General features: G+C 55.1%; 11 protein-coding genes. 7 read left to right on the top strand and 4 right to left on the bottom strand.

Annotation, left to right across the window (positions count from 1 at the left end; translation table 11 throughout):
- Positions 1 to 22 precede the first annotated feature (22 nt).
- The 4 genes from K0B01_09235 to K0B01_09250 all read right to left on the bottom strand — a co-directional run bounded on the left by K0B01_09235 (position 23) and on the right by K0B01_09250 (position 6069).
- On the bottom strand, positions 23 to 313 hold the full coding sequence (locus K0B01_09235; protein ID MBW6486317.1) for a hypothetical protein: 291 nt from the start codon (positions 311 to 313) through the stop codon (positions 23 to 25).
- Positions 310 to 3459: an efflux RND transporter permease subunit gene (locus K0B01_09240; GenBank protein ID MBW6486318.1), complete on the bottom strand. Its 3150-nt coding sequence runs from the start codon at positions 3457 to 3459 to the stop codon at positions 310 to 312. Before K0B01_09240 ends, K0B01_09235 begins: the two co-directional genes overlap by 4 nt.
- Positions 3446 to 4573, bottom strand: coding sequence for an efflux RND transporter periplasmic adaptor subunit (locus K0B01_09245; protein ID MBW6486319.1), 1128 nt, complete (start codon positions 4571 to 4573; stop codon positions 3446 to 3448). The genes K0B01_09240 and K0B01_09245 overlap by 14 nt, the downstream gene beginning before the upstream one ends.
- A 182-nt stretch (positions 4574 to 4755) precedes the next feature.
- A complete protein-coding gene (locus K0B01_09250; protein MBW6486320.1) occupies positions 4756 to 6069 on the bottom strand; it encodes a TolC family protein in 1314 nt (437 codons plus the stop codon).
- A 420-nt stretch (positions 6070 to 6489) separates the two neighbouring features.
- Between K0B01_09250 and K0B01_09255 the strand changes: the two genes are divergently transcribed.
- The 7 genes from K0B01_09255 to K0B01_09285 all read left to right on the top strand — a co-directional run bounded on the left by K0B01_09255 (position 6490) and on the right by K0B01_09285 (position 12823).
- A complete protein-coding gene (locus K0B01_09255) occupies positions 6490 to 7251 on the top strand; it encodes an ABC transporter substrate-binding protein (protein MBW6486321.1) in 762 nt (253 codons plus the stop codon).
- A gap of 195 nt (positions 7252 to 7446) precedes the next feature.
- Positions 7447 to 8118, top strand: a complete 672-nt coding sequence (locus K0B01_09260; protein MBW6486322.1) for an amino acid ABC transporter permease — start codon at positions 7447 to 7449, stop codon at positions 8116 to 8118.
- A gap of 13 nt (positions 8119 to 8131) precedes the next feature.
- Entirely contained in the window at positions 8132 to 8890 is a 759-nt protein-coding gene (locus K0B01_09265; protein MBW6486323.1) for an amino acid ABC transporter ATP-binding protein, read from the top strand.
- Positions 8887 to 9564 (top strand): amino acid ABC transporter permease, encoded by a 678-nt coding sequence (locus tag K0B01_09270; GenBank protein ID MBW6486324.1) that lies wholly within the window; start codon positions 8887 to 8889, stop codon positions 9562 to 9564. The genes K0B01_09265 and K0B01_09270 overlap by 4 nt, the downstream gene beginning before the upstream one ends.
- 354 nt (positions 9565 to 9918) lie before the next feature.
- Entirely contained in the window at positions 9919 to 10926 is a 1008-nt protein-coding gene (locus K0B01_09275; protein ID MBW6486325.1) for a DctP family TRAP transporter solute-binding subunit, read from the top strand.
- Between the two features lie 107 nt (positions 10927 to 11033).
- Positions 11034 to 11549, top strand: a complete 516-nt coding sequence (locus K0B01_09280) for a TRAP transporter small permease (GenBank protein ID MBW6486326.1) — start codon at positions 11034 to 11036, stop codon at positions 11547 to 11549.
- On the top strand, positions 11546 to 12823 hold the full coding sequence (locus K0B01_09285) for a TRAP transporter large permease (GenBank protein ID MBW6486327.1): 1278 nt from the start codon (positions 11546 to 11548) through the stop codon (positions 12821 to 12823). Before K0B01_09280 ends, K0B01_09285 begins: the two co-directional genes overlap by 4 nt.
- Positions 12824 to 12830: the final 7 nt, after the last annotated feature.

A 12830-nucleotide genomic window follows, 5' to 3' on the forward strand; every position in this document is an offset into this window, starting at 1 on the left:
TAAGAGAGTAAAATAGCAACCGCTACAGAGTCTCATCCAGCGGCATGATGAAAAGGCGGACGCCGGCATGGGGACTTTCGCTTTCCAACTCGCCGATATATTTACGGATAAGCGGGAGTTCCTCATCAGGAAGGGTGAAAAAAAGGACATTATTTTTACCGGGCCAGATGTGCGTGCCCAGCTTCGGTTCGGTTTGGGTTCCCTCGCCGCGGGCCTCGACCATCTTGGTGTAACCGTTGATTCCCGCTTCCTTGACAACCGCAATTACCAGCTCATCGGCTGCCTCTGCATAGACAAGCATGCACATCTTCATGGTTTTTCACCTTTCTGCGTCATTTTATAAATGACGTCCTTTTTTACTATGCCGCTTTTCACTTTTTTGTTCCGCGTGAAGAAATTCTGGAAGTCGTCAAAAAGGTCGTAGGCGGCAGGAACCACGACCAAGGTCAGAAAGAGGGATGTCAGCAGGCCGCCGATCACCGCGATCCCCATCGGCGCCCTTGTCTCGGCCCCTTCCCCCACCCCGAAGGCAACCGGAATCATCCCGAAAACCATCGCAAAGGTTGTCATCAGAATCGGCCTCAGCCGGACCGGGCCGGCATGGAGGATTGCCTCGCGTTTGGAATAGCCGCGTTCTCGTAAAATGTTTGCGTAATCGACAAGGAGGATCGCGTTTTTCTTGACGAGCCCCATTAACAGAATCAAGCCGATGAAACTGAAAATGCTCAGAGTCTGCCCGGTTAAAAGCAGCGCGCCGAAGGCCCCGATAAAGGAAAGGGGCATAGCCAGCAGCACCGTGAACGGATGGACAAAACTTTCGAACTGGGCGGCCAGCACCATGTAGGCCATGCCCACCCCAAGCATGATCGCGAACGTTAGAAAGCCGAAAGATTCCGCCATTGTATCTGCTTGCCCGCTGTATTTGGGGATGTAGTCGGGGGGCAGGATGCCCGCGGCGATTTCGTTCAAATCGGTCATGGCCGCGCCCAGCGGTTTGTCTTCCAGACTGGCGAAGAGGGTGATTGCCCGCTGCCGGTCAACCCGGTTGATGACGCTGGGCCCGCCTCCCTCGTGAATCCGGATCAGGTTGCGCAGCTCAACGAGGTTCCCGCTCTTTGAGCGCACGTAAAGCAGACCGAGGTCGTCGGGATTGCGCCTGTCTTCGGGATTGAGGCGGATGCGCAGGTCGTAGCGCTTGCCCCGGCTGTCGTCCTTGAACTTGGTAACCTCCGCCTCGCCGCTGACGAGCAGGTTGATCGCTTCGGCAATAGTCGCCACGTCAACGCCGAGATCGGCAGCCTTGTCGCGGTCGATTGTCACCTTCAGCTCCGGTTTTCCCATTTCGAGCGAGGTGTCAATATCGACGAATCCCTGTTTTTTTGCCAATGTCGAGGAAATCTGCCGGGTATAATCCCGAAGCGCCTCGATATCGTTTCCCCGGATGCTGTACTGGATCGGCACCTGCCGCTGCCCGCCGCCGATCATCGAAAAATCCTCGGCCGAGGCTTTAAGGCCGGGGAATTGGCGTAATCTTTGACGAATTTCCTTTTTCAGATCCATTTGAGTTTTGGCGCGCTCGCTTTTCGGCTTCAGCGAGACCATCATCAGCGCCCGATACACCGTCCCCCCGATTCCCTGAACGTAATAAACCGCCCGTACCTCCGGCATTCCCCGGACGATCTGCTCCGCCGGACGGAATAGTTCATCCGCCTTGGCGACCGAGTAGTCGATCGGCGCCTCGAGACGGACGATGAACTGCCCCTGATCTTCCGGAGGGGTGAACTCCTTGCCGAGGAAGCGGGTCATGTAAATGCTGCCGACAAAAAGGACAAGCGCTCCGATCAGCATTAGCCCTCGATGATTCAACGAAAAGCTCAGGACATGGCGGTAGCCGGTTTCCACTTTCTTATAGCCGTTTTCGAAGAGCGCGGAAAAGCGGCTGGTTATGGCAGGGCGGGAAGCAGCAGCGGCGCCTTTATGAATATCAACGCGTTTGAGAAAGATAGAGGCAAGCATCGGCGTCAGCGTAAAGGAAACCAAGAGCGAGATAAGCACCGAAAAGACGACCGTAAGCGCGAACTGGATGAAAAAGCGGCCGATCATCCCCTTCATGAATGCGACCGGCAGAAAGATCGCGACGATCGCGAAGGTAGTCGCCATGACGGCCAGGCCGATCTCCGAGGTGGCAAATGTCGCCGCCTCGCGCGGGGCCATTCCCTCTTCGACATGCCGGTAGATGTTTTCGATGACGATGATCGCGTCGTCGATCAAAAGGCCTACGGAGAGGGTGAGGGCAAGCATCGTCATGTTGTTGAAGGTGAAATCGAAGGCGCGCAAAAGCGCAAAGGTGGAGATGATCGAGATCGGGAGCGCCACGGCGCTGATCAGCGTCGTCCGGACGTTCCGCAGAAAGATGAAGACGGCGAGAATGGCAAACAGGCTTCCCAGAACAAGGTGTTTTTTGACCTCGTCGATCGAGCGGCGAATGAAGTTGGACTGGTCGATCGCGATGTTGAGGGTCATCCCCGGCGGCAGCGTGGCGCGGATATTCTCAATTTCCTTCCTGACCGCGTTGACGACGGCGACGGTGTTCGTTCCCGACTGTTTCTGAATCCCCATTGCCACCGCCGGTTCGCCGTTGAAGCGGACTATGGAGCGTTGTTCCTCCATCCCGTCTTCCGCCCGGCCGACGTCGCGCAGGCGGATCGGGGCGCCCTTGTCATAGGCAACGACCAGCTCGTTGAAAGCGGCGACGTTGGGGAATTCCCCTTTGATTTTGACCGTGTACTCCTTAGTCAGGCTCTCGATCCGGCCGGCCGGCAGTTCGACGTTCTGCCTTTTGAGGGCGGAAGCTATATCGCCGGCTGTCAGTCCGTAGGCCTTGAGCCTTTGCGCGTCGAGCCAGACCCGCACCTGCCGGAGCCGCAATCCCCAGAGCTGGATGTCGCCGACGCCGTTTATCCGCTGGAGTTTTTCCTTGAGCACCTCATCGACGTAGGTGGATATATCCCTGACCGATTTCTGCCCGGCCAGATTCAGCCACATTACCGCCGTTGCGTCGGGATCTACCTTCGCGATCCGTGGTTCTTCGATGTCGTCGGGGAGCTTGTTGCGGATCAGCGCGACCTTTTCCCGGACATCCTGCACGGCCAGATCGATGTCCCGCTCCAGGACGAACTCCACTGTGATGCGCGAACCTCCTTCGGTGCTTCTCGACGTGATCGATTTTACCCCGTTAATCGTATTTACCGCCCCTTCGATCTTGTCGGTGATGTCAACGTCAATCACCTCGGGACTTGCTCCATTGAGGTGGGTGGAAATGGTCACGATCGGGAAATCGACCTTCGGAAAGAGATCGACGCCGATTTCCGGATAACTGACCACGCCCAATACCACCAAGGCCATGATGAACATGGTGGCAAAAACCGGTCTTTTGACGGAGGTGTCAGCGAGCCACATGAACCGGCGCTCCTTCCATCAGATTGTTCTGCCCCACGATTACGACAACCTCCTTATCCTGCAGGCCTGCGACGATCTCCATGTATTCGCCATACTTGCGGCCTGTTTTCACGTTTTTCTCCCTGGCCTTGTCCCCCTCGACGACAAAAAGCTTTGTTGTGGAGTTGTCGTAGATGAGGGCGGTAACAGGAACGACAACCCGCTCCTTTGCGGGGCCGGTATAAAGGGTGATCCGCGTAAAGAGGCCAGGCTTGAGACGTCCGTCGGCATTGGCGACCTGCGCCTCCACCTGGAGGGTGCGGGTGCGCTCATCGAGGGCGGGCAGGATGGCGGAAAGCCGGCCGCGAAATTTGTGATCGGGAAATGAATCAGTAATGAAGACAATATCCTGTCCCAGTTTTAGACTTCCGACATCCTTTTCGGAGACGGAAAAGATCAGCTTCAGCAGATCGGTCCGGACGATTGACGCCAAAAAGGAGCCATTGCGGACGTAATCGCCCGCCGTTGCCCTTTTTTCCTTGACGGTTCCCGCAAGCGGGGAAAAGATTCTGGTGCGGGCAAGCCGTTCTTTTGCCAGGTTTTGTCCGGAGTGGGCCCGGGCGACCTCCGCCTCGGCCAGCTTGACGCGCGCGGCTATATCGTCAAATTGCTGCTTAGTCAAAAGCTCCTCCCGGTAGAGGGCCTCCTTGCGCTCATACTCCTGCCTGGCGTTGGCAAGGCCCGTTTCACTCTGGGCAAGCTGGGCAGCCGCCTGTTCGAGCGCCAGCCGATAATCCGTGGGCCGGATCTCGGCGATTGCCTGACCCTTCTTGACGAAGTCGCCCTCATTAACGGAAATTGAAGCGAGAATGCCGTCCAACTCGGAGCTGACAGTGACTTGATCGCGGGGTGCAAGCGAACCTATTGATTCTACGAACGGTCGGAGCGAGCGTGTCTCCGCTGCCTGCACCCGCACGTTTACCGCCGCCTGTTTGCGAACCTTTTCCGGCGGTTTAGTGCAGCCGATGAAGCCGATTATAATAAATACGATTAGCATCAAGATGGTCTGCCGATTGCTGAAGATATCTGGCGACAGAGCCTCGTGTCGATCCGGGAACATCCGGTTTTTACTCATTTACCGCTCCTTCTAATGCTGATTTTTCCCTCTTGTTTTCACGCGAAATGCATGCCGATAAATTGGTGATTGATATATAAATGGTTTCCTTCCAGGCAACCTCGACGGGCATTCAACATCTTTTTATGAACATTAAACTTCGTTTTCATCATTCTTTGCGCCGGTACGCCGTCAGGAGGGTTTCACTTTTCCGGTGCCGGGATGACAACTGCCGCCAGGGCCCACGGCAGACCGGCGGCTTTTTTGAGACGAAGCGATGCCAGTTGGAGACTATAAGCTGTCGCTGCCGCCTTCCTTTCCGCTGAAACCAGCAGCGTATTGGCATCCAGCAAGTCAAGGCTATTGGCCAGCCCTACTTCAAACTGTCGAAAAACCGCATGATAATTTTCGCGGGCAAAAAGCAGTTGGTCTTCGAGAAAGCGCAGGATGCCCTGCTGCGTCGTCAGCTCCAGGTGGGCAGCCTTCACCTCAATGGCAATCTCCTTTTTTGCATCCTCTATTCGCAGATCTGCCTGGCGTTCGCGCACCCTCGCCTCGGAAACGTCTGCCTTCCTGAGGCCACCGTCGAAAAGCGGAAAATTCAGGGCGATTCCCCCATAAAAACTATCCCGGTTGAGGCTGTTGGTAGCCGGTTGCTGATCGGCGCCAGCATACGCTCCGGTAACGGTCAGCGAGGGCAGAAACGCCCCTTGGGCAAAGCTGATCTGGCTGCTTGCCATCTTTTTTTGCATCCTTAGGCTTTTAATTTCCGCCCGACGAACGAGAGCTTGCTTCTGGAGTTCGTCCAGTTCCGGGATCTCAACTTTTCGGGCAGGTTCCGGCTGGAGCGTGAAGGGGGGCTTAATTCCTACCTGGCTGGCCAGGACGGCGATCGCCAGCTCGATGGTATTTTGAGCCCGGAGCTGATCGGATTTTGCCCCGGAAAGCTCGCTTTCGGCACGCAGCAGCGCCGTTTTGGTCACATCGCCGATGCGCAGCCGTTTTTCGGCCGCATCCCGATAGCGGCTCAACCGCTCCAGATTCACAGATGCGATCTCGAGATTACGCCCGGCCAGCAGGACGTCGTAATAGGCCGCCGCGACATTGCCTATCAGGTAATCATCGCGCAGCGCCTCGACATCATAACGGGTTTTGAGCAGCGATTGCCGGGAAATTTCGAGCGCCGTCAACTCGCGGCCGCTGAGCGAAAGGGTTTCGTCCATCCTGACGCCCCAGGTGGAGGCGCTCTCCGGCTGCAAGACGCTGCCGGCGTTGGTAAATTTACGTTCGGAATACCGTGTCATGCCGGCGGCAGCCGTCAGGCGTGGATACAGGTAGGCGCGGGCCTTTTCGGTGCCGATTTCCGCAAGCGCGATGTTCTGCTCGGCGAGCTTCAACTTTTCCGAGGAGACCAGGGCGATTCGGCAGAGATCCTCCAAGGTATAAGAATCGGCAAAAAGTGGGGCGGGCGCAGCCGCCATAATCAACAGCAGGATTCCTGCCTGCATAAATCTCATACTTTGCTTCATCACTGTTCCTTAATATGAAAATACCCCGTCCGCCATCCTTTCCTTAAACGGAAGAGGGCTTTTTCGAGAGTGATTTTCATCCTTCGCAATGTCTGTCGCGGGCATGATCTGAAACTTAAAAAAACCGGCTAAACCATATTTTACGGGGGGATGGTATGAAGAGCGCCCGCAATTGTCAAGGGAAATTTATCCTCATCTTTTTCTTGATCTTGACAGTTGCAACGATTTTGTTTAAGCTTCTGTCCCAATGTGCAACCGGTCATTATCAGAAGATGAGCCGGGCGGCGGAAACGGGGATGGTGAAACTCTAAAAGCTTCGCCATTGCCCCGTAGAATGAATGACCACGCGGACGGAAGGTTGGACAAATTCAAAGGTTTTATAATTAAATTTTGAGGGGAGTGGAGTTTATGAAGAAAAAATCGATTTGGGGAGTTTTTTTCGGGTTGTTGACGGTTTTCATGGCGCTTGCGGTTTCGGCTGTTGCCGCGGAAAAGGTCTATATCAACGGGATCGATGCCAATTTCCCGCCTTTTGCGTATGTTGACAAGGCCGGCAATCCGGATGGCTTCGACGTCAAGGCGCTGGACTGGATTGCCAAGGAGATGAAATTCAAGGTCAAGCATCAGCCGATGGATTGGGACGGCATTATCCCCAGCCTGAAGGCAAAAAAGATCGACATCGTTGCCTCCGGGATGAGCATTACCGAGGAGCGCAAAAAACAGGTTGATTTTACGAATGCCTACTGGAAGATCAAACAGGTGCTCGTTGCGAAGAAGGATGCCGCGGTAACCGCCGAGAAGGCCCTTGCCGACGGCAACAAGATCGGCGTGCAGCGCGGCACCACCGAGGCCAAGTGGATCGACGAGAATATGCTCAAAAAGGGCGGCAAGAAGTTCGAACTCGTCCAGTATGATTCAGCGCCGATGGCAATCGAGGATGTGGTGAACGGACGGATTATTGCAGCCGCGATGGATGACGCCCCGGCGCTCGATGCGGTCAAAAAGAAGCCCGTCAAGATTCTGGGCGGTTTCGGGATGAAGGATGAGGAGTTCGGCTACGCAGTGCGCAAGGAGGACAAGGAGTTTCTGAAAAAGCTCAACGATGGTCTGAAGAAACTCATGAAGTCGCCCTACTGGGCTGAGCTGAAAAAGACTTACCTTGACAAGTAATTTTGGCGCGGAGTAAATCAGAACAGCGCTTTGAAAAATGCTGAATTACCGGGGCGAAGAAAAACTCTTAAGACAGATGCCGGAAGTTCAGCGTGCCGACGCCTTTTAAAATTGTGCGTTTCGTTTTTTCCGTAGAAGCGCGTATCGGGAAGGCCCCTCCAGAAAGGGGCCTTCCAATTTTCAAGGTTTTGTTAAATGCCGGAAAGTCTGCTTGCCATTAGTGACGCCCTCCCCTATCTGCTGCAGGGCTCACTGGTAACCATCGCCGTGGTCGCCGGGGCACTGAGCTTTGGTTTTCTGATCGGTGTCCCGCTGGCGGCCGGACAGGTCTATGGCGGCGCGGCGATTCGCCGGAGCGTCGGAGTTTATGTCTGGTTTTTTCGCGGCATTCCGCTGCTTGTTTTTCTTTTTCTCTTTTACTTCGGGCTCTGCACGGCGCTGGGGATCAACCTCTCGGCCTTTGCCGTCGCGATCATTGTGCTGGGGCTCATCAGCTCTGCTTACCAGTCCCAGATAATTCGTGGGGCGATTCAGGCGCTGCCGGAGGGGCAATTGAAGGCGGCGCGGGCGCTGGGGATGAGCGATTTTACGGCGATTGGTTTCATTATCATTCCCCAGGCGCTGCGGCTTTCCATCCCCGGCTTTTCCAACGAATACTCCATTCTGCTGAAGGATTCGGCGGTTACCTACGCGCTCGGCGTGGCCGAGATCATGGCGCGCACGCATTTTGTGGCGACCAGAACCTATCAGCATTTCCCGCTCTATTTTGCGGCGGGGGTTATTTTCATGATCCTGACCTGGCTGGGGGTAAAGGGATTGCGGATTTTGGAAGACAAGGTAAGAATCCCCGGCTATTCAAATAATTGAACTCAGGAGTGATATGACGTCTCCTATTTTGCGGATTGAAAATCTCTCGAAAAGATATGGGCAGCGGGAAGTGCTGAGGGGCGTGTCCCTGGAAGTGGACAAAGGCGATTTAAAAATTCTCATCGGCCCCTCCGGCGCGGGGAAGAGCACCTTTCTGCACTGCATCAATTTTTTGGTGAAGCCGGATCAGGGGCGCGTCTGGTTAGACGAGCGGGAAATCCATCCCGAGCGCAAGCGCGAGCTGTACGCCTATCGCCAGAAGGTGGGGATGATTTTTCAGGATTTCAACCTGTTCGATCACCTAAGTGCCTTCGAAAATGTCCGGATCGGTCTTGTCAGGGTCAAGGGGATCGGCAAGGTGGAGGCGGGGGCGCGCGCAAGGCTGGAGCTCGAGCGAGTCGGCCTGAAAGAGCACATGCAGAAATACCCTGCCCAGTTGTCGGGGGGTCAGAAACAGCGGGTCTCGATCGCCCGGGCGCTGGCCATGGATCCGGAGGTGATGCTTTTGGACGAGCCCACCTCGGCCCTCGATCCGGAATTGATCGGCGAGGTGCATGCGGTCATCCGCGATTTGGGAACGAACGGGATGACGATGATCATGGCAACTCACCAGATTGGCTTTGCCAGTTCGCTGGCAAGCGAGATCATCTTTATGGAGGACGGCCTTATCGTCGAACGGGGAACGCCCGACAAGATCTTCAACAACGCCGAACATTCGCGAACCCGCGAATTCTGCTCGAAAATTACCGATCTTTACGGGGAACGCGGATGACCGAGTGGCTGCTTTATATCCAGACAGAGGTTCTGCCCGCCCTTTTCCGGGGCTTCGGAGTCAGCCTGCAGCTGATCGTCCCCTCGGCGCTCTTCGGCCTCACAATCGGAATAGCCGCCGGGGTTCTCAGGGTATACGGCAGTCGTCCCGTCCGCAGGGCGGCCGATGTCTATGCGGTGCTTTTTCGGGGGATTCCGCTTGTCATCCAGCTTTTCATCTGGTATTTCGGCCTGCCCTATTTCAACATCTATCTTAGCCCGTTTGTCGCCGCGGTTTTGGGATTTTCCCTCTGCAGCGGCGCCTACAATTCGGAATATGTACGGGGGGCGCTTTTGTCGATCAAGCGGGGGCAGATGCTGGCCGCCGAGTCGCTCGGGTTCAGCAAATTCCGGATGATTGCCTCGATCATCCTGCCGCAGGCGGTGCGCCGGGCCCTCCCCGGCTGCGGGAATGAGGTTATCTATCTGATAAAATATTCTTCTTTGGCCTACATGGTGACCTGCATCGAACTTACCGGCGAAGGGAAGATCATCGCCTCCAACTCCTTTCGGTTTACCGAGGTATTCCTGATTGTCGGGATCTTTTACCTGCTGATGACGTCGGTTGCGGGATTGATCCTTGCCCGGGTGGAAAATCATTTGCAGATCCCCGGCTTCGAACAGCAGCGGACGTGAAGTATATCCGGTATCTTGCTTGTCGCAATTCCTTTTCAACACAGGAAATATCAATATTTTGGCAAGATATTCAAATATTTACGCTTAAAAATGACGCGAGATGCCATAAGATTATATAGTTATATAGATATACGTTTATAAGATATGTTCTGTAAGCATCCGGAATATCACTGTAAAAAATGATCATTGGTAAAGCGCTTGACAAATAAAACAACTTGTAGTCGATCAATCACGCGGATGCATCATCAACCCCGAAAAAATAAAGCGCCGGTTTCATGCGTTTACCGCGCGTATCTGGAACGGCGAAGTTAATCTCAAGGGCCATGAATTTTACTGAAAAAGGAGGATCGACGAATGAAGAAGCATAGTTGGGGAAAGGTTTTGTTTGCAGCCGCGGTATTTGTGGCGGCCCAGGCAATATGCGGGCCGGCGGCATTGTGGGCGAAGACGGAAATAAGGCTGTCGAATCAGTTGCCGCCTTCCCACCACATTTCGAAGGGGCTGGCGGTATTTGCCGAAAAGGTAAAGGAGTATTCCAAAGGTGCGGTTGAGGTGAAGGTGTTTGATTCCGCCCAGCTTTTCAAGGATACAGAGATTGTCGAGGCGCTTCAGGAAGGGCTGGTCGATTCCGGGCTTGTTCCCATCAACAAATGGTCGGGGATGATTCCCGCGGCCGATGTCTTTGAGATGCCGTTTATTTTTAAGGATTTTTCTTCAACGAAGCAATTCATCGAGGGAGGGGCAGGGGAGCTGCTCGACGCGGAGTTCCAGAAAAAGGCCGTTAAAACCTTGTTTTGGGTTGATTATGGCTACATCCAGTTTTTCAACAACAAACGTCCTCTAACAACCCCCGCCGATTTCAAGGGACTGAAGATGAGATCCTTCAGCAGCGGCGATGCCGAGACGCTCCGGGCGCTGGGCTCGGCGCCTACGGTCATGAGTTCCTCGGAGATGTATATGGCGCTCCAGCGGGGAACGGTTGACGGGGCGACAACCGGAATGCCGGCCGCGGTTTCCCGCAAGCTTATGGAAGTGCAGAAGTACATGACGGAGGCAAACTATACGACGGCGCAATTTGCCGTGCAGGCGAACCTCAAAAACTGGCAGAAGCTGCCAAAGGATCAGCAGGAAGCTGTGTTGAAGGCAGGGGACTACGCCGCCGCCTGGATCCGCGGGGCGATCGCCGATTCGGAAAAAAAGGCCAGGGAGACGCTTGTAAAGGCGGGGGTGACGATTCAGACGCTGACGCCGGCAAACCGCAAGCTGTTTATCGCGGCGACCGAGCCGGTACGCAAGAACTTTGCCGCCAAGACGGGCGCTTTGGCCAAAAAACTGATGGATATTGCGCTGGGCATGAAATAATTAAGAGGGACGGTGCGGTGCGCGCTTGCCGCCGCACCGTCCCTCAAAAGCGCTAAAGACGCTGCGGCTGATTTTCCCTGTCTCCGGGAAAAGTGAAAGGGCGTGCCATGATGGAGAAAATACGGGCGATCATTGAAAAAAGCAACCTCTATTTAGGAATCATCAGCGGGATGGGGATCCTTTTCATGGGACTGATTCTGGCTTACGAGGTTGTCTGCCGCTATATTTTTAACGCGCCGACGATCTGGACACAGGAGGTTTCCATCTACCTGTTCATGTGGACGATGCTCGCGGCTTCGTCCTATACGCTTCAGACCGGGAAGCACGTGCGGGTAGATTTACTCTTGGAGAGAATGCGCGTCAGAAAAAGGCTGATTGCGGAGGGGGCGACCGGCATTGTCGGCGCCTTGTATTGCCTGATCGTTGCGCAGCAGGCCTGGCAGATGCTGGCCATGTCGATTAAATACGGAAAGCTGTCGGCCACCCCGCTGCGGGTGCCTCTGTGGATGCCTCAGTCGGCCCTGCTGATCGGTTTTGTGCTGCTTACCCTGCAATTTATCATAATCGTTCTGGGTAGGTTAATGGAATTGCGCGCCATCGGAAACAGGGGGGCAGTCAGATGATAACATTTCTCATTATCCTTGCCCTCATTTTAATTCTGCTTTTTGCCGGATTGCCGGTGGCCTTTTCCCTCGGCTCGGCCTCGGTGCTGCTGCTTTTTTTTTACGACCTGCCGCTGAAGATTATCGGCAGCACCGTTTTCGGCTCGTTGGACAGCTTCGTTCTTTTGGCCATTCCCCTGTTTGTCATGATGAGCCAGGTGCTGCTCGACGGCCGGATCGGGGATGACCTCTTCGATACCGTCAATGTGTGGGTCCGCCATCTGCCGGGAGGGCTCGCGATCGCGACCGTTATTGCCTGCGCGTTTTTTGCGGCGATCACCGGCTCCGGGGCTGCCTCGGCCGCGACGATCGGAATGGTGGCGTATCCGGCGATGCTGGCGCGGGGATATGACAAGAAATTTACGCTGGGACTATTGGGAACCGGCGGTACGCTGGGGATCCTCATCCCGCCCAGTATTCCGCTAATCATATACGGCGAGGTGGCCGAGGAGTCCGTAGGCAGGCTCTTCATGGCCGGAGTCATTCCCGGGGTTGTCCTGACGACTATCCTGGTTCTGTACGCGGCCTTTCGCAGCGTCAGGGGAGGTTATCAGCGTCTTGAGCCAGCGTCCTGGCCGGATCGGCTGCGGGTGACGAGAAAGAACCTCTGGGGCATCATGCTGCCGGTTATCATTCTGGGCGGCATTTACAGCGGTGTTTTTACGCCTACCGAGGCCGCCGCTGCCGGACTGGTTTACAGCCTCTTCATCACGCTGTTCATTTATCGCACCATTCGCTTACGCGATATTCCCCAGATTGGCCTCAAATCGGCAGCCACTTCGTGCATGATTGCGATGATCATCACCGGGGCGATGCTGTTCGGCAGGGTGATGACGCTCCTGGAGATTCCCCAGCAGCTCACGGAACTGATTATTCAGTGGAAGCTTTCCCCGCTCATGTTCGTGGTGGCGATGAATATTCTGATGCTTCTTCTGGGGTGCATCCTGGAGACCGTCTCTATTATTCTGCTGACGATGCCGCTGGTTGTTCCGATCATCCATACGCTGGGGATCGACCCGATCTGGTACGCGATCGTGCTTACGGTCAACATGGAGATGGCGCTGGTGACGCCGCCCGTCGGGATGAACCTCTACGTCATCAGCGGGCTTGCCCCGGAAATCCGCATGGCGGAGGTGATCCGGGGCATAACGCCCTTTATCATCATCCTCGTTTCTTTCCTTATTTTAACGATCGCCTTCCCGGCGATGAGCACCTGGCTGCCGTCGCTTATGTAATTGTTTC

It is taken from the genome of Syntrophobacterales bacterium (genome assembly GCA_019429105.1).
In the GTDB taxonomy this organism is placed as follows: Bacteria; Desulfobacterota; Syntrophia; order Syntrophales; family UBA5619; genus DYTH01.

Coding starts and splice junctions, on each gene's coding strand:
- K0B01_09270 (MBW6486324.1), top strand. CDS start 8,887: ATGACCGAGTGGCTGCTTTATATCCAGACAGAGGTTCTGCCCGCCCTT.
- K0B01_09240 (MBW6486318.1), bottom strand. CDS start 3,459: ATGTGGCTCGCTGACACCTCCGTCAAAAGACCGGTTTTTGCCACCATG.
- K0B01_09275 (MBW6486325.1), top strand. CDS start 9,919: ATGAAGAAGCATAGTTGGGGAAAGGTTTTGTTTGCAGCCGCGGTATTT.
- K0B01_09260 (MBW6486322.1), top strand. CDS start 7,447: ATGCCGGAAAGTCTGCTTGCCATTAGTGACGCCCTCCCCTATCTGCTG.
- K0B01_09250 (MBW6486320.1), bottom strand. CDS start 6,069: ATGAGATTTATGCAGGCAGGAATCCTGCTGTTGATTATGGCGGCTGCG.
- K0B01_09285 (MBW6486327.1), top strand. CDS start 11,546: ATGATAACATTTCTCATTATCCTTGCCCTCATTTTAATTCTGCTTTTT.
- K0B01_09280 (MBW6486326.1), top strand. CDS start 11,034: ATGATGGAGAAAATACGGGCGATCATTGAAAAAAGCAACCTCTATTTA.
- K0B01_09265 (MBW6486323.1), top strand. CDS start 8,132: ATGACGTCTCCTATTTTGCGGATTGAAAATCTCTCGAAAAGATATGGG.
- K0B01_09245 (MBW6486319.1), bottom strand. CDS start 4,573: ATGAGTAAAAACCGGATGTTCCCGGATCGACACGAGGCTCTGTCGCCA.
- K0B01_09255 (MBW6486321.1), top strand. CDS start 6,490: ATGAAGAAAAAATCGATTTGGGGAGTTTTTTTCGGGTTGTTGACGGTT.
- K0B01_09235 (MBW6486317.1), bottom strand. CDS start 313: ATGAAGATGTGCATGCTTGTCTATGCAGAGGCAGCCGATGAGCTGGTA.